General features: G+C 59.8%; 13 protein-coding genes. 8 read left to right on the forward strand and 5 right to left on the reverse strand.

All coding sequences use genetic code 11. The annotated features are described in order from the left end of the window. Positions 1-71: 71 nt before the first annotated feature. Positions 72-1493, forward strand: coding sequence for a peptidoglycan DD-metalloendopeptidase family protein (locus tag JF539_RS09035; RefSeq protein WP_209017062.1), 1422 nt, complete (start codon positions 72-74; stop codon positions 1491-1493). Between the two features lie 53 nt (positions 1494-1546). Here JF539_RS09035 and JF539_RS09040 read toward each other — a convergent pair whose 3' ends face one another. Beyond that, a complete protein-coding gene (locus tag JF539_RS09040) occupies positions 1547-2419 on the reverse strand; it encodes an ATP-binding protein (RefSeq protein WP_207139961.1) in 873 nt (290 codons plus the stop codon). A gap of 242 nt (positions 2420-2661) precedes the next feature. Between JF539_RS09040 and yajC the strand changes: the two genes are divergently transcribed. The 5 genes from yajC (at position 2662) to JF539_RS09065 (ending at position 6918) form a co-directional block, all read left to right on the forward strand. Beyond that, the gene (gene yajC, locus JF539_RS09045) at positions 2662-2997 is read left to right on the forward strand and encodes a preprotein translocase subunit YajC (protein WP_207139962.1); all 336 of its coding nucleotides are present in this window, start codon (positions 2662-2664) and stop codon (positions 2995-2997) included. 73 nt (positions 2998-3070) lie between these two features. Further along, positions 3071-4681 (forward strand): protein translocase subunit SecD, encoded by a 1611-nt coding sequence (gene secD, locus JF539_RS27635; protein ID WP_207139963.1) that lies wholly within the window; start codon positions 3071-3073, stop codon positions 4679-4681. 16 nt (positions 4682-4697) lie between these two features. After that, positions 4698-5648: a protein translocase subunit SecF gene (secF, locus tag JF539_RS27640; protein WP_207139964.1), complete on the forward strand. Its 951-nt coding sequence runs from the start codon at positions 4698-4700 to the stop codon at positions 5646-5648. A 12-nt stretch (positions 5649-5660) separates the two neighbouring features. Then, complete coding sequence (locus JF539_RS09060) at positions 5661-6038, forward strand: Mth938-like domain-containing protein (RefSeq protein WP_207139965.1); 378 nt, start codon at positions 5661-5663, stop codon at positions 6036-6038. 28 nt (positions 6039-6066) lie between these two features. After that, a complete protein-coding gene (locus JF539_RS09065) occupies positions 6067-6918 on the forward strand; it encodes a phytoene/squalene synthase family protein (RefSeq protein WP_207139966.1) in 852 nt (283 codons plus the stop codon). Positions 6919-6927: 9 nt separating this feature from the next. Here JF539_RS09065 and trmFO read toward each other — a convergent pair whose 3' ends face one another. The 4 genes from trmFO to uvrA form a co-directional block, all read right to left on the reverse strand. Further along, positions 6928-8346: a methylenetetrahydrofolate--tRNA-(uracil(54)-C(5))-methyltransferase (FADH(2)-oxidizing) TrmFO gene (gene trmFO, locus JF539_RS09070; protein WP_207139967.1), complete on the reverse strand. Its 1419-nt coding sequence runs from the start codon at positions 8344-8346 to the stop codon at positions 6928-6930. A 239-nt stretch (positions 8347-8585) separates the two neighbouring features. Then, positions 8586-8735 carry a DUF1127 domain-containing protein gene (locus JF539_RS09075; RefSeq protein ID WP_207139968.1) on the reverse strand — a complete coding sequence of 50 codons (150 nt, stop codon included), beginning with the start codon at positions 8733-8735 and terminating at the stop codon, positions 8586-8588. A gap of 472 nt (positions 8736-9207) precedes the next feature. After that, positions 9208-9360 carry a DUF1127 domain-containing protein gene (locus tag JF539_RS09080; protein ID WP_207139969.1) on the reverse strand — a complete coding sequence of 51 codons (153 nt, stop codon included), beginning with the start codon at positions 9358-9360 and terminating at the stop codon, positions 9208-9210. Positions 9361-9597: 237 nt separating this feature from the next. Beyond that, on the reverse strand, positions 9598-12528 hold the full coding sequence (gene uvrA, locus JF539_RS09085; protein WP_207139970.1) for an excinuclease ABC subunit UvrA: 2931 nt from the start codon (positions 12526-12528) through the stop codon (positions 9598-9600). A gap of 586 nt (positions 12529-13114) precedes the next feature. Between uvrA and JF539_RS09090 the strand changes: the two genes are divergently transcribed. Together JF539_RS09090 and JF539_RS09095 are read left to right on the forward strand one after the other, a co-directional pair. Next, on the forward strand, positions 13115-13636 hold the full coding sequence (locus JF539_RS09090) for a single-stranded DNA-binding protein (protein WP_207139971.1): 522 nt from the start codon (positions 13115-13117) through the stop codon (positions 13634-13636). 633 nt (positions 13637-14269) lie between these two features. Further along, on the forward strand, positions 14270-16267 hold the full coding sequence (locus JF539_RS09095) for a L,D-transpeptidase family protein (protein WP_209017063.1): 1998 nt from the start codon (positions 14270-14272) through the stop codon (positions 16265-16267). The last annotated feature ends 41 nt before the right edge of the window (positions 16268-16308 follow it).

The following is a 16308-nucleotide window of genomic DNA, read 5'->3' on the forward strand; positions in this document are numbered from 1 at the left end:
CCTTACTGGTTTCTAATCTTAACCATAGCAGCCAATGTTAGCGGTTAGAGTTTAGTGCGATGAAAAAGCGGATGCGTACCCTCCGCAGGGATCTTCTGGGAAAAGTGGCAACAGTCTCGCTCGTCGCGGCCTGCCTCGCGGGATGCTCCAGCGCGGTCGAAAGGTTCGGTGAGCCACCGTTCTACACGGGCAATACCGACAATCAGCGCGCAATTCTCAATAATGGGCAGCCGCAGCCGACTTATCAGGACATCGTCAACGGGCCGGGCGGAACCTCTGCCGGTCTGCCTCCTGCCTCGTCAGCTCCGGTGACGACCGGGTCAATACCGAAATCTCAGGCTTCGATCCAGTCCGCGCCTCTCCCGGCGCCGTCGGCCTCCTCAACCGCGCCGGCCGGGACGGCGTCCGTCGCCACCTTGCCGGCGCCTGAGACTTCGAAATCAGCTCCCGCGAAAACCTGGAAAGGCTGGACGTCTGCTGGCGGAACAAGGGTGCAGGTCCGTCAGGGTGATGATTTGAACAAGATCGCCCGTCGTTACGGTGTGCCGATCCAGGCGGTTGCGGCGGTGAACGGCATCGACGACCCGGCGGCTGTGCGTCCGGGGCAAAGCATTGTAATCCCGACCTACGTCTATTCGGAACGCAATGCTTCAACGAGCGTGACCGCGGGTGAAACAGGCAAGGTCAAGCTGCCGCCTGCGAACAGCAACGAGAAGATCGTGACAGGATCTGTTACGACATCCTCCGCTGATCTGCCGCGTCCGGGGCGCAAGCCTGGCAGCCAGCCAAGCTTTGCCGACGTCAAGCGTGGTCCGGTGAAGGACGGCGAAGCTGAAGTCCTTCGGGTCAGTGCGTTGCCGAAACGCAAGCCGGGTGAACGCAGCCGGGATCTGACGACCGCATCCGTCTCCGCCGGATCAGCCGCCGCTGAAGTGCCCGCGCCACCGCGTCAGCCGCAGGCCGCTGCACCCTCAGGGATTGCCGCGGCGCCTTCCGGCGCAGTCGACAAATCGGCGCTGCCCGCACCTGCGCTGACAAATGAGGCGCGTCCGACAGCACCGATCAAGACGCCTGCGATGGTCGCAAGCGTTCAGGAAGAGGTCGACACCTCCAGTGAAATCTTCCGCTGGCCGGTCCGTGGGCGCATCATTTCCGATTTCGGCGCCAAGCCGGGTGGCGGAAAGAACGAGGGCGTCAATCTCGCGGTGCCGGAAGGTACGCCGGTCAAATCGGCAGACGACGGGACCGTCATCTATTCGGGCAATGAGCTGAAGGGCTACGGCAACCTGATCCTGCTCCGGCACAGCGATGGCTGGGTCTCTGCTTATGCCCATAACAGTGAACTCAAGGTCAAGCGTGGCGACAAGGTGCGCCGTGGAGACGTTGTCGCTCTTGCCGGGGCAACGGGGTCGGTCAGCCAGCCGCAGGTGCATTTCGAACTGCGGAAGGGCAACAAGCCGGTCGATCCGCTGAAATACCTGCCGAAACGCTGAGAGTTCACACTGCGTACGATCAAGACCCCCGGCCACATGGCCGGGGTTTTGTTTTATGACAGCGCTTTGCCAAGTCGTCCGGCCAGATCCTGGATGAACTGGTAGGCGACGCGGCCCGACCGGCTGCCGCGGGTGGTTGCCCATTCCAGCGACTGGGCCCGCAGATCCTCATCCTCTATCTCCAGACCGTGATGGGCCGCATAACCGCGCACCATGTCGAGATAATCGTCCTGGCTGCACTTGTGAAAGCCGAGCCACAGTCCGAAACGATCCGAGAGCGAGACTTTTTCCTCGACCGCTTCCGCCGGGTTGATGGCGGTTGAGCGTTCGTTCTCGATCATGTCTCTTGGGAGAAGATGACGCCGGTTGGAGGTCGCGTAGAAGATCACGTTTTCCGGGCGTCCCTCGATACCGCCTTCAAGGACGGCTTTCAGGGATTTGTAGGACGTGTCGTCATTGTCGAAACTGAGATCGTCGCAAAAGATGATGAAGCGGTGGGGAGCGCTCCTGATCAGGGCCATGAGCCGGGGGAGCGTCTCGATGTCTTCCCGGTGGATTTCGATGAGCTTGAGGTCACATGCCGAAATTTCCAGATTGACCGCCGCATGAGCGGCTTTGACGAGAGAGGACTTTCCCATGCCGCGCGCGCCCCAAAGCAGCGCATTGTTGGCGGGCAGGTTCCTTGCGAATCTTCGGGTGTTGTCCAGAAGCAGGTCCCGGACACGGGACACGGCGCACAGAAGGTCGATCTCGACACGATTGACCTTCTTCACGGGATGCAAGTCGCCCGGCTCGGGTACCCAGACAAAGGCGTCGGCCGCCGCCCAGTCGGGTTCCTTGGCGGCGGTCGGTACGGCGCGAGCGATCAGCTCGATCAGGGAATCGAGTTTCGCATTCAATGCGGCAAGGTCGTTCTGCGGACTCATTGTTCTTGCAACCCTTGAGAAAAAGGCCCATGTGAGGCCCTGAAAAAAGTCGTTGGAGGAGTATCACGGCGATTGAAAGCCGAAAACGGCAGTTATTCCGATACCGGTACGCCGGAAACCGCTTGCAAAGCTTGAAATGAGGCGCGCCGCCGTTATAGTCCGCGCCACCAGAATGAGAGCGTTTTTGTCCGGCCGGGGCCCATGGCCTTCGGACATCAAATGCGCCCCCTTAGGAGAGATTAATGTTTATCACCCCCGCATATGCACAGGCGGCCGGACCGGCCGGAACATCTGGGTTCCTGATTCAGATCCTTCCGTTCGTGGCCATCTTTGCCATCATGTATTTCCTGATCATTCGCCCGCAGCGCCAGCGCATGAAGACCCATCAGGACATGGTCGCAAACCTGCGCCGCGGCGACACGATTGTGACCACCGGCGGCCTGATCGGGAAGGTTTCGAAGGTGGTTGACGATGGCGAATTGCAGGTGGAGTTGTCGGAAGGCGTCAAGGTGCGCGTTGTTCGCTCCATGGTGCAGGAAGTCCGTTCCAAGACCGAGCCAGCCAAAGAGAACGCGTAAGGCCTAGCCGCGCCGTTTCGATGAATTCGCCGGGCCGGTTGTCAATCGGCCTGGCAGCTTTTAAGGCCAGACCATGCTCTATTTCGCCCGCTGGAAAATTGCGCTGATCGTGCTTGTGGTTGCCGCAGGCATCCTGACGACACTGCCGAATTTCTTTTCACAAGAACAGCTGAGAAGCTGGCCGGACTTCCTGCCGAAGAGCCAGATGGTGCTCGGCCTCGACCTGCAGGGCGGCGCTTATCTGCTTTATGAGGTCGATGAACAGGATTACGTTCAAAAGCGCATGAAGACGCTGGTGAGCGACATCCGCACCACACTGCGCGAGGATCCGCGCATCGGCTATACCGGGCTGGGTGTTCAGGGCGACACGGCTCAGGTGCGGATTCGCGACCTCACGCGGCTGGACGAAGCGGAGGAGCGTCTCCAGCCTCTGATCAACCCGCTGGTCTCCAACCTTTTTGGCGGCCAGCCCGTCAACGAATTTGAGATCAGCGTCAGTGAAGACGGGCTTATCCGTTTCAGCTACACGGAAGAAGGTCTCAACGACCGCATGGCTGCCATCGTGCAGCAGTCCATTGAAGTCATTCGCCGCCGCGTCGACGAACTCGGCACGACGGAACCCAATATCCAGCGCCAGGGCAGCGGCCGCATTCTTGTGGAGGCCCCGGGCGAAAGCGATCCGGAGCGTCTCAAGGACCTTGTGGGTCAGACGGCGCAGTTGACCTTCCATATGGTCGATACCTCCATGTCCGGCGAGCAGGCTCTTCAGAACCGCCCGCCGGCGGGCACTGTCGTCCTGCTGTCTGTGGACGATCCTCCATTTCCCTATCTTCTGGAAGAATCGCCGCTGTTATCGGGTGAGGATCTCGTCGATGCGCAGGTCAGTTTCGATCAGCGGACCAACGAACCGGTTGTGAACTTCCGCTTCAATCAGTCCGGTGCCCGGAAATTCGCCCAGATCACGCAGCAGAACGTCAATCGTCCCTTCGCCATCGTGCTGGACGACGAGGTGATTTCCGCACCCGTGATCCGCGAACCGATCACCGGAGGCTCCGGCCAGATCTCCGGCAATTTCACGGTCGACGGCGCAAACGACCTGGCGGTGCTGTTACGGGCAGGCGCATTGCCTGCGAAACTGACCGTCATCGAAGAACGTTCCATCGGCCCGGGTCTCGGCGCTGACTCCATCGAGGCGGGCAAACTGGCCTCTATCATTGCCGGTGTCGCCGTCATCGTCTTCATGGTCCTCGCGTACGGACGCTTCGGGGTCATTGCCGACATCGCACTGATGGCGAACGTCTTCCTGATATTCGGCGCTTTGACGGTGCTTCAAGCCACGCTGACGCTGCCCGGCATCGCCGGCATCGTGCTGACCATCGGTATGGCGGTCGACGCCAACGTGCTCATTTTCGAGCGTATCCGGGAGGAGGCCCGGGCAGGCCGGTCGGTCATATCCGCGGTCGATGCCGGTTACAGCCGTGCGCTCGGGACCATCCTGGACGCCAACATCACGACGCTGATCGCGGCCGTCATCCTGTTCCAGCTCGGCTCCGGGCCGGTTCGCGGCTTCGCGGTAACGCTGGCGATCGGGATTTTCACGACCGTTTTCTCCGCTTTCACGTTCAGCCGGTTGCTGGTGGCGCTGTGGATACGCCGCCGCCGTCCGTCCGAACTGCCGATTTGATCCGGGAGACTGTTCAATGTTGCTGAGACTCGTTCCGGACAACACGCATATCAAGTTCATGTGGCTGCGGAAGATCAGTTTTCCGCTGTCCATTCTGCTGGTCATCGCCTCGCTCGCCGCCTTTTTTCTGGTCGGCCTGAACTACGGCATCGACTTCAAGGGCGGCACGCTCATCGAGATCAAGACCGACGGACCGGCGGACATCGCCGCGATCCGTTCCGACCTGTCATCGCTCAATCTTGGCGACGTGCAGGTTCAGGAGTTCGGCGGGACCGACGACATACTCATTCGCGTCGAGGAGCAGCCCGGCGGGGAACTGGCCCAGCAATCCGTCGCTCAGCGGATCAGAACCATTTTCGAAGGCCAGAATGTCGATTTCAGACGCGTTGAGGTCGTCGGCCCGCGCGTTTCCGGAGAACTGGCGCAAGCCGGCGCCATTGCCGTGGCCGCGTCTCTCCTGGCAATCCTGATCTACATCTGGTTCCGCTTCGAATGGCAGTTCGCGGTCGGGGCGATCCTGACAACGGCCAACGACGTCGTTATCACGATCGGGCTCTTTGTGCTGCTTCAGCTGGATTTCTCGCTTTCCAGCATCGCCGCGGTTCTGACCATCATCGGCTATTCGCTCAACGATACCGTGGTCGTGTACGACCGCATCAGGGAAAACCTGCGAAAATACAAGAAGCGGCCGCTGACCGAGGTTCTGGACCTTTCGATCAACGAGACCCTGTCGCGGACGACAATGACCTCCGTGACGACACTCCTGGCCCTGATCGCGCTGTATATCTTCGGCGGTGAAGTCATTCAGTCCTTCACGCTCGCAATGATCTTCGGCATCGTGATCGGCACATATTCCTCGATCTTCCTGGCCGCGCCATTCCTGATCCTGTTCAATCTCAGGGCGGATGCGTTGTCGAAGAAGGACGGCGACGGCGAGAAAGGGTCAGGCGCCAAGGCTACCGTATAAAGGGCCCTGACGATGGAAATCCGGAAGGCGCACTTCCCGGGACGAGCGCCGCTCGAGGCCTACGGCAACCAAGGCTTTCGTTTCGCGAATATGTCCCATCGCGGCGCGCTCTTGTGCGTACCGAGTGGCATCTACGGCTGGGATGTCACGGACTCGTCCGGCTTCGGTGAAGAGGCGTTTCAGCGGGTATTCGAGGAGCAGGCGGATATCGAGGTTCTTCTCGTTGGTACCGGGGTCGAGCTCAAGCCGCTGCCGGAAGACCTGAAGGCGATGTTCCGGGAGGCCGGCATTCTGGCGGATCCGATGTCCACAGGTGCGGCCGTTCGGACCTACAACGTGCTACTTTCCGAGGACCGGGCGGTTGCCGCCGCGCTTCTCGCGGTGGACTGAAGCCTGTGTCCGGGCCATATGGGCGTAAATGACCACCGATTTTGATCATGCCACGGATGTGGTTCGCCGGTTCGACCGCGACCGCTACTTGAGCGCTCTGCTCGCGCCGGAGACCCATCGTCCGGCATTGATGGCGCTTTACGCCTTCAATGCGGAGATTTCCCGCGTGCGCGAGGTGGTATCCGAACCTTTGCCGGGGGAAGTCAGGCTGCAATGGTGGCGCGATCTGCTGGAAGGCACCGAACATGGGGCGGTCGCTTCCAACCCCGTTGCCAACGCGCTTCTTCAGGCGATCGAACGCTACAAGCTTCCCACCAGGGCGCTCGCCGCGATGACAGAGGCCAGGGTTTTCGATCTTTACAACGATCCGATGCCGAGCCTGCACGATCTGGAGGGATATGCGGGGGAGACGGTCTCCGCGCTTGTGCAGCTCGCGTGTCTCGTGCTGAACGACGGCGAAGACCCGGGAACCGCGACGGTTGCCGGACATGCGGGAGTTGCCTATGGCCTGACAGGACTGATGAGGGCGCTGCCCTGGCACGCGTCCCGCCGGCAGATGTATTTGCCCAAAGACCTTCAGGCCCGGCACAATCTCGATCCCGAGACTGTCTTCAAGGGGCAAACGTCGCCGGAACTCGCCGCGGTCCTGAAAGAAATGCGCGGCCATGTGCGTCATCACCTGGATCGGATCCGGAAATCTGCGGGCGATGTTCCGCAACTGTGTGAGGCGGCTTTTTTGCCCCTTGCTTTGGTCGAGCCTTATCTGAAAGGACTGGAAAACCCTGGTTTCGATCCGCTGAAGCAGATTGTCGAGCTGTCGCAATTGCGCCGTCAGTGGATCCTGTGGCGCGCGGCCGGCAAGGTATTTCAGCGGATTTGACGGAGGGGATTACTCGGCAGCGATGCTCTCAACGCCGATTTGCGCTTGCCAGTCCGCGAAATCCGCCTTCGCCCGTCTGGTCATGGCCAGTTTTTTAGCCCTGGCTTTTTCCTTGCCCTTCAGCCGCTTGCCGTCTTCGTCCCTTGAAGGAGCTTCAATCGGTGGAAACAGGCCGAAATTCACGTTCATGGGCTGAAAGGAACCGGGATTTCCAGCACCGTCGTCGCGCATTATGTGGCCGCCGGTAATATGGCCGAGAAGGGCTCCCATTGCCGTTGTCTCCGGCGGCGCTACGATTTCCCGGCCGCGTGTTTCCAGCACGGTGAAGAGGCCGGCAAGGCAGCCGACGCTCGCGGACTCCACATAGCCTTCGCAGCCGGTAATCTGCCCGGCGAAGCGAAGCCGAGGATCGGCTTGCAGGCGCAGCGTCGCATCGAGAACCCTGGGTGAATTCAGGAAGGTGTTACGGTGGAGGCCGCCGAGGCGGGCGAACCGGGCGTTCTCGAGCCCTGGTATCATCCGGAAAATATCAGCCTGAGCCCCGTACTTCAGTTTGGTCTGGAAACCGACCATATTGTAGAGCGTACCGAGCGCGTTGTCCTGACGGAGCTGCACCACCGCATAAGCCTTGACGTCAGGGTTGTGCGCGTTGGTCAGACCCATCGGCTTCATCGGTCCGTGGCGCAGGGTTTCCCGACCGCGCGCGGCCATAACCTCGATCGGCAGGCATCCGTCGAAATAGGGCGTGTTGTCTTCCCATTCCTTGAAGTCGGCGGTTTCGCCGGCAAGAAGCGCATCGATGAAGGCCTCGTACTGGTCCTTGTTCATCGGACAGTTGAGATAGTCCTTGCCCGTGCCCCCGGGGCCGACCTTGTCATATCGGGACTGGAACCAGGCTTTCGACAGGTCAACTGAGTCGAAATGGACAATGGGCGCGATGGCGTCGAAAAACGCCAATGCGTCTTCACCGCTTTTCTCAAGAATCGCCCGCGACAGGGCAGGTGACGTAAGGGGACCGGTCGCCACAATCACCTTCTGCCAGTCCTCGGGCGGCAGGCCCGCGACTTCAGTCCGCTCGATCGTGACTTTCGGATGCTCTGAAAGGGCAGCCGTAACCGCCGCCGAAAATCCGTCCCGGTCGACGGCAAGCGCGCTTCCCGCCGGCACCTGATGACGGTCCGCGCAGGCCATGACCAGCGACCCGAGCTGGCGGAGCTCATGGTGGATCAGCCCAACCGCATTGTGATCCGAATCGTCGGAGCGGAAGGAGTTGGAACAGACCAGCTCGGCGAGTCCGTCCGTCCGGTGGGCATCCGTCTCGCGCACGGGACGCATTTCATGCAATACGACGTCGAGACCGGCTTGCGCGATCTGCCAGGTGGCTTCGGAGCCGGCAAGTCCGCCGCCGATGACATGGATTGGGCTCATCATCTTCCCTTGGGGTCGGTCCGCAGTCTCAAACGACGTAAGGTCGCGAGACGGATGCGGTAAAATCAGTCCGTCCTGATAACACCGAATGTTTTTGCGAAGCAACGATACTAGGCGCAATAAAAAACGCCCGCCGGTGGGAGGAGGTACCGGCAGGCGCTCTTGGATTTCTGCGGATAACCCACAGAATACGCGACCCGAAAACTGGGAGGAGGATGCTCTCAGGCCGCGAAACTGATTTATTTTGCAGTCATGCGTGCGAAGCGAACGATGTCTGCACGGGCGATGCCCAGGTCCGTGAGTTCCCGATTGCTCAGGCTGGACAGTTCGTCATAGGTCTGACGGAAACGCTTCCAGTTGTTGTATTTGCGAACGACGGTGTCGATCATGGTTCAGGCCTTTCACTATCTCATGGCCACATCACCGCGGATCGGCGTCTGGCCCGTTCTCTTATGTTTGCAATATACGAAAATTGTGCACTGCAAGGTAGAGCCAAAAGCGCGAAGCAGCCATGCAAAAAACGCAGGGTAAAAAACTGTTTAAAACAATTTAGATCCGTCGTTTTTCACCTCTAATGCATAGCTCGTAATTTACTCATTTCGCAAGTGCGAAATAACAAGGCTGGATGCCGCCCTGTCGCGTCGCGCATTCATCTTGTCCGAGGAACGCTTACGGCGCCCCTTGAAACTCACAGCAGCTTTTGTTGGAGAAGATTTCAAACGCCAGACAAACGAACACCCGCCAGTGGGAGGAGGTACTGGCGGGTGTCGTTTCGACGTGGCAGGGCTGGGAGGAGGATGCCCTGCGTGTCACACGCCCATCGGCTGGGAGGAGGATGCCTCCGGACGCGATCTCTATATGTCAGCCGTTGTTAGAACGGCGTGCAACGAACTTAATGTCGCTGCGGCAGATCCCAAGATCCGATAGCTCACGGGTGGACAGGCGGGACAATTCGTCAACCGCACGGCGGTAGCTCACCCAGTTGCTGTATCTTTGACGCACAGTGTCGAACATTTTCTTTTTTCCTTGTCAGCGAAGAACCTCGGTGTGTTCCCCGCCGTTGTTGAAAACAGATATATTTCACCCGACAAAATAAAAGAAGTGCCATCTGTGCATGTCAGACATGCATTTGGTGCAATGCAGCAAACACAATATGAATTTCAGCGATGAAAGCGCCAAAAACGCGCAAATTCAAGCGCATACGAATCGGTGTGCGGTGCACATATCGGCAAAGGCAAGTCTTTGGCTGCGCTATTCTGCCGCGTCCGAGGCCCGGTTAGGCCGTCGTAGCAGAAGCTCTTGAAGGAATTGGCCGGTATAGCTCTCCGCGACTTCGGCGACATCCTCAGGCCGTCCGGTCGCGACAATGCTCCCGCCGCCGTCGCCGCCCTCCGGACCAAGATCGATGATCCAGTCCGCGGTTTTTATGACTTCGAGATTGTGTTCGATCACCAGCACCGTGTTGCCCTGGTCGACCAGTTCATGGAGAACATCGAGCAATTTGGCCACGTCGTGAAAATGCAGGCCGGTGGTTGGTTCGTCCAGAATGTAGAGCGTCCGGCCCGTCGACCGCCGTGAGAGTTCCTTGGCCAGTTTCACGCGCTGCGCTTCGCCCCCGGACAAGGTCGTGGCCTGCTGGCCGACCTTGATATATCCAAGACCCACGCGTGCGAGGGTCTCCATCTTGTCCCGGACAGCCGGAACGGCGGAGAAGAAGTCCGCCGCCTCTTCAACGGTCATGTCCAGAACGTCCGCGATGGACTTGCCCTTGAATTCGACTTCCAATGTCTCGCGATTGTAGCGGCGCCCCTTGCAGACGTCGCAGGTCACATACACGTCGGGCAGAAAGTGCATCTCGATCTTGATGACACCGTCGCCCTGGCAGGCCTCGCAGCGGCCGCCCTTGACGTTGAAGGAGAAGCGCCCCGGCTGATACCCACGCGCCTTGGCTTCCGGCATGCCCGCGAACCACTCCCGAATGGGAGTGAAAGCACCGGTATAGGTGGCCGGGTTGGAGCGCGGGGTCCGGCCGATCGGCGACTGGTCTATGTCGATCACCTTGTCCAGCACTTCCAGTCCGTCGATCCGGTCGTGCGGAGCGGGATTGTCCCGGGCCCCGTTCAGCCGCCGGGCGGCCGCCTTGTAGAGCGTGTCGATCAGGAAGGTCGATTTGCCACCGCCGGAAACGCCGGTCACACAGGTGAATGTGCCGAGCGGGACATCCACGTCGATGTCCTTGAGGTTGTTGCCACGCGCGCCGTGCACCGAGATTTTTCTTTTTTTGTTGATCTTCCGGCGGCCTTCGGAGCGGGAAATCATCTTTGTACCCGACAGGTATTCTCCTGTCAGCGAATTGGGATTGGCCATGATTTCGCCGGGTGTTCCCCTGGCGACGACCTGCCCGCCGTGAACGCCGGCGCCGGGACCGACGTCGACCACGTAGTCAGCGGCCAGAACCGCATCCTCGTCGTGCTCGACGACGATCACCGTGTTTCCGAGATCCCTCAGATGTTTCAAGGTCTCGAGCAGTCGTGCGTTATCGCGCTGGTGAAGACCGATCGACGGTTCGTCAAGCACATACAAGACGCCGGTCAGGCCGGAGCCGATCTGCGAGGCGAGCCGGATGCGCTGGCTTTCTCCCCCTGACAACGTTCCCGAGGAGCGCGACAATGTCAGGTATTCAAGGCCGACATCGTTCAGGAATTTCAGCCGTTCACGGATCTCCTTGAGAATTCGGCCGGCGATTTCGCTCTGCTTGGAGTTCAGTTTTGCGGGCAATTGCTCGAACCAGTCCGCGGCCAGACGGATCGAGTATTCGGTGACTTCCCCGATATGCTTGCCAGCGATCTTGACCGCCAGCGCCTCCGGTTTGAGCCGGTAGCCCGAACAGGCGGGGCAGGCGTGGTCTGACTGAAACCTGGACAGTTCCTCGCGCACCCAGGTGGATTCGGTTTCGCGCCAGCGCCGCTCGATATTGCCGATGACACCCTCGAAGGTCTTTTCCGTGCGGTAGCTGCGCACGCCGTCGTCATAGACGAACTCGATCTTGGTCTTTCCCGTTCCGTGCAGGATGGCGTCCCTGACCTCTGCCGAAAGGTCCTTCCAGGGTGTGGCCATGGAGAAGTCGAAATGACGGCACAACGCTTCCAGGGTCTGGTTGTAGTATGGGGACGTCGACCCGGTCTTCGCCCAGGGAAGCACGGCGCCTTCGCGCAGCGACAGCGAATGATCCGGGACCACGAGATCTTCCTCGAAGGCCAGCGTTGTACCGAGCCCGTCGCATGTCGGGCAGGCGCCGAACGGGTTGTTGAAGGAAAAAAGTCGCGGTTCGATCTCCGGAATCGTGAAGCCGGAAACAGGGCAGGCGAATTTCTCGGAAAAAATCATCCTTTGCGGATCGCCGTTCTCTTCCGACTTGTCGGCGAATTCCGCAATCGCGATACCGTCGGCCAGTTGGAGCGCCGTTTCCAGGGAATCGGCTAGGCGGCCGGCGATATCATCGCGCACGACAATCCTGTCCACGACGACATCGATGTCGTGTTTGAATTTCTTGTCAAGGGCGGGGGCGTCGGCGATTTCATGGAACGTGCCGTCGATCTTGACGCGCTGAAAACCCTTTTTCATCAACTCGGCGAGTTCCTTGCGGTACTCGCCCTTGCGCCCGCGAACCATCGGCGCAAGAAGATAGAGGCGCGCGCCATCTTCCAGGTCCATGAGGCGGTCGACCATCTGGCTGACTGTCTGGCTTTCGATCGGCAGGCCGGTTGCCGGCGAGTAGGGGACCCCGACCCGCGCGAACAAAAGGCGCATGTAGTCATAGATTTCGGTGACCGTCCCGACGGTGGAGCGCGGGTTGCGGGACGTGGTCTTCTGTTCGATGGAGATGGCGGGCGACAGACCGTCAATCTGGTCGACATCCGGCTTCTGCATCATCTCCAGAAACTGACGCGCGTAAGCAGACAGGCTTTCCACATATCTGCGCTGGCCTTCGGCATAGATGGTGTCGAAGGCCAGCGAGGACTTGCCGGAGCCGGACAGGCCGGTCATCACGATAAGCCGGTCGCGGGGCAGATCGAGGTCGACGTTCTTGAGATTATGTTCCCTTGCTCCGCGAATGCTCAGCATCTTTGTAGGATCCGTCTTCCAGGAATCCTCCGGCTGTGGAGCTTTGGGGTTCGTCATTCTAAACTCTTCCTGCCTCTGGCGCGGCTTTTGCCGCTGGGACGTTCAAACACGCATCTCCGGACCACGTCCGGCTTGCCATTCCCCCGATATAGCAGTTTCAAGCAAGGCTTCCAGAGAAGCTTTTGCGTTGCGGAAAGGAACGGTCTGAAATGCATGCTGTGCGGTTGAAACGATCTTACGAAAATGATAAGAACAAAACAAGTACATACAAGGCGCCGGAGTCAGCAATTTCACGCCATTTGCGTCCCGAGGCGCTGAAAACCCGAACATCTGTCCTGACACGGGCTGTGCGGCGCATGGGGAACAAAGATGGGGCGAAATGTGGCAGGCTCTCTTTTTGAAGGCGTTTGAACGGCGCCTGACGGCTTTCGTCGTCTCCGGCGGGTTTCCCGGGCCTTGTCCGCGTCGTCCTGCGTTGTGGAAAATGGTTGCCGGAGCCGTAAATATCGGAGGAAATGGTTGGCCTTCCGCGAGGCTTCTGATTTCTTGCAGCGAAGCTTACGGCGCGGACTAACAGGCGAACCAGCGAGCGCAGCATGCGCTTGAGGCCGGCGGATCGTGGCAAAACCAACAGGAGTGCAGCATGGCGGGCAGCGTCAACAAAGTCATCTTGGTCGGCAATCTCGGAGCCGATCCCGAAATCCGCCGGACACAGGATGGGCGGCCGATCGCAAACCTGCGGATTGCAACGTCCGAAACCTGGCGCGACCGCAACTCCGGTGAGCGCCGGGAAAGAACCGAATGGCACCGGGTGGTCATCTTCAACGACGGCCTGTGCAAGGTCGCGGAAAATTACCTGCGCAAGGGCTCGAAGGTCTACATCGAAGGCCAGCTCCAGACACGCAAATGGCAGGATCAGTCCGGTCAGGACCGGTATTCGACGGAAGTGGTCCTGCAAGGTTTCAATTCGACCCTGACCATGCTGGATGGACGCGGCGAGGGCGGCGGCCAGCCGGGTGGCTTGCCTGACTACGGCAACGAACCTCAGGGCGGCGGTTTCAGCGGCGGTTCGGGTGGCAGCTACGGCGGCGGCTCGAGCGGCGGTGGATTCGGTGGTTCGGGCGGCAGCGGATCCGGTCCCATGGATGACGAAATTCCGTTCTAAGACACATCTGGAGCGAAGTGCGGTGCGATCGAGGCTTCGGCGCCGCACAGCTTCGTTGCGGGCGTTTCCGGAGCGTGTCGCGTTCGACCGGGCATATCTTTTATCGTCTCGGTGCGTTGAAAGCGCCGGTTCCAGACCGTGAAAGCGATTCGGGTGAAACGCGATTTGCTCCAGAAGCCCGGGTGCCGGAGGCAAGGCCCCGCTCCTCCACAGGTAAGCCGGCAAAACGACGCCGGTCGTCCCTGAACAGTTTCGTCCGGCTTTTCCGGCACTGCGATCTGCGTGGCGCGTATGGCCTGAACCCGGCTTTTCCTCCGGAATGAACATGTTCCATGTGGCCAGACGCAAGACGCTCCGGTCAAGCTGACGGAGCGGCAAATTCGTCACAGTGTTTTGATTTTCAGACGGGTAAAGACTACCGGCTCTTAACCACATGAGCAGGCCTGATATAGTATGGAATTCCAGTTCCGCGGAGTAGACGCGGATTCGGGCCGTCATCGGGATTGGTCGGCGAGCCGATCTGACGTCTGCGGAGCAGACGGAACCGGGCCCTATCCAGGTTGGAACAAGACGGTCTGGTTTGCCGGAACGAGATGCCGAAAAAACGTTTTAATAGAATTGCAGGTTAAATCGATGCAAGCGAAGACGATGGAACAAGGCCGGTTGAACGACAAGGGCCGGGAAGGCCTTCGAACGGCCCGGCCGAAGTCCGTTGCGGGGCAGACCGTGAAGGCCGCGCTCATGGCAACGGTTCTGGCGACCGGTTTTTCCGTCTCGAAGGTCGATACGGCGGACGCGCAAGGTCTGTTCCAGCGCCTCTTCAATCCGCAGTACCAGCGCCAGCAACAGGAACGGCTGCGCCAGGAAGAGCTGCGCAAGAAAGCCGCAACGACGAAAGTCTCGGCTCCCCGGTATCTCAACTATTCGCCCGATGCCTGGAAAAGCGTTTCGCTCGCCGCCTTGTCGGAAAAGAAAACCGCTGAAGTGACGCCGTCGGATGAAACCGCGGAAGCCGGAGACGCTCAGCGGGTTGAGAGCGATACATCGCCCAGCACGCCTGTCGTGTTGACCGCCTTCGACAAAGCGCGTCCTGCGCTGAAGGATTTGTCCCTGGTGGCACTTCCCGAGGTCGGCGAGGCCCTGATCGGCTACTACCGCGAGCATCCGGATTTTGTCTGGACCGAAGACGGCAAGCCGACGGCGAAGGCCGCCCATGTGCGCAAGGCTTTGGCCGGGGCGGCGAAATTCGCGCTGAACCCGGAAGATTATTTCGTCGCACTGCCGCAGTCGTCCGGTCTCGACGAGGCAGGACGCGACAGCGAGCGGATGCGCTTCGAGATGGAACTGAGCGCTGCAGCCTTGACCTATGCTCTGGATGCCGAGCGCGGTCGGGTCGACCCCAACCGCATTTCCCAATACCACGATCTTCCGCGGCACACTGTTGATCTTATCGCCGCTCTCACCGAGCTGGCTTCCTCCGACGCCCCGGGGTCCTTGCTGGAAGCCCACCAGCCCCGGAACGACCATTTCCGGAAGTTGACCGCGGAACTGGCGCGTTTGAAGGCCGAGGACGAGGAAGCCGATCAGATCGTGATCGCTCCGGGAACCTTTCTGAAAGCGGGAAAATCAAGCCCGGAACTGAAAAACATTGTTGCGGCCATCGTGAAGAACGGCTCCGACGACCTGAAGACGGCGCATGCGGAAACCCTTGAGGCCTACGATGGATCCGACCTCTACGCACCGGAGCTCGTCGATCTGGTCAAGGCCTTCCAGAAGGAGGCCAAGCTGACCCCGGACGGAATTGTCGGCAAAAACACGATCATGGCGATGGTGGGAGAGACCAATGCGGCCAAGATCGCGAAGGTCGAACTGGCGATGGAACGCAGCCGCTGGATCCCCGAAGAACTCGGTGAGCGGAAGGTCTTCATCAACCAGGCGGCCTTCACCGCCACCCATTTCGCGCCGGGTCAAGTTCCGCTGTCCATGCGCGTTGTGGTCGGCAAGAAGTCGAACCAGACGAATTTCTTCTACGACACGATCGAGATTGTCGAATACAATCCGTACTGGGGCGTACCCTATTCCATCATCGTCAACGAGATGCTGCCGAAACTGGCGCGGGATCCGAGCTATCTCGACCGTGCGGGATACGAGGTGACGACACCGGGCGGGCGCCAGATTTCGTCCGCATCTGTGGACTGGTATGCGGTTGCCGCAAAACAGCAATCCATCAATGTCCGGCAGTATCCGGGCCGCTCGAACGCGCTTGGCGAGGTCAAGATCCTCTTCCCCAACAAGCATCACATCTACATGCACGACACGCCGTCCAAGAACCTGTTCAAAAAGGACATGCGTGCCTTCAGTCATGGCTGCATCCGCCTTCAGGACCCCAAGGCAATGGCGGCGGCCGTGCTTGGAAAGTCGAAGGACTACGTTTCGTCGCGCATTGCTGGCGGACAAAACGAGCAGGAACAGGTGACCGGAGACATTCCCGTCTACGTGTCCTACTTCACGGCGTGGCCGGAGCTTGACGGAGAGATCGCCTATTATGCCGATGTCTACGACCGGGACCGTTATCTCCTGAAGGCCATCGAAAAGACCGAGACAGCCAGGGCGAAAGCCAGACAATCCTGAGCAGGCTTGGATGACAAAACGCCGGACAAAACTTGTCCGGC

The sequence above is a fragment of the Roseibium aggregatum genome (genome assembly GCF_017309185.1).
GTDB lineage: Bacteria > Pseudomonadota > Alphaproteobacteria > Rhizobiales > Stappiaceae > Roseibium > Roseibium aggregatum_B.

Excerpts from the sequence above, each read along its gene's own strand:
- JF539_RS09090 (WP_207139971.1), top strand. The coding sequence starts at position 13,115 with ATGGCGGGCAGCGTCAACAAAGTCATCTTGGTCGGCAATCTCGGAGCC.
- JF539_RS09040 (WP_207139961.1), bottom strand. The coding sequence starts at position 2,419 with ATGAGTCCGCAGAACGACCTTGCCGCATTGAATGCGAAACTCGATTCC.
- JF539_RS09060 (WP_207139965.1), top strand. The coding sequence starts at position 5,661 with ATGGAAATCCGGAAGGCGCACTTCCCGGGACGAGCGCCGCTCGAGGCC.
- trmFO (WP_207139967.1), bottom strand. The coding sequence starts at position 8,346 with ATGAGCCCAATCCATGTCATCGGCGGCGGACTTGCCGGCTCCGAAGCC.
- JF539_RS09035 (WP_209017062.1), top strand. The coding sequence starts at position 72 with ATGCGTACCCTCCGCAGGGATCTTCTGGGAAAAGTGGCAACAGTCTCG.
- yajC (WP_207139962.1), top strand. The coding sequence starts at position 2,662 with ATGTTTATCACCCCCGCATATGCACAGGCGGCCGGACCGGCCGGAACA.
- JF539_RS09095 (WP_209017063.1), top strand. The coding sequence starts at position 14,270 with ATGCAAGCGAAGACGATGGAACAAGGCCGGTTGAACGACAAGGGCCGG.
- JF539_RS09065 (WP_207139966.1), top strand. The coding sequence starts at position 6,067 with ATGACCACCGATTTTGATCATGCCACGGATGTGGTTCGCCGGTTCGAC.
- uvrA (WP_207139970.1), bottom strand. The coding sequence starts at position 12,528 with ATGACGAACCCCAAAGCTCCACAGCCGGAGGATTCCTGGAAGACGGAT.
- secD (WP_207139963.1), top strand. The coding sequence starts at position 3,071 with ATGCTCTATTTCGCCCGCTGGAAAATTGCGCTGATCGTGCTTGTGGTT.
- secF (WP_207139964.1), top strand. The coding sequence starts at position 4,698 with ATGTTGCTGAGACTCGTTCCGGACAACACGCATATCAAGTTCATGTGG.
- JF539_RS09075 (WP_207139968.1), bottom strand. The coding sequence starts at position 8,735 with ATGATCGACACCGTCGTTCGCAAATACAACAACTGGAAGCGTTTCCGT.
- JF539_RS09080 (WP_207139969.1), bottom strand. The coding sequence starts at position 9,360 with ATGTTCGACACTGTGCGTCAAAGATACAGCAACTGGGTGAGCTACCGC.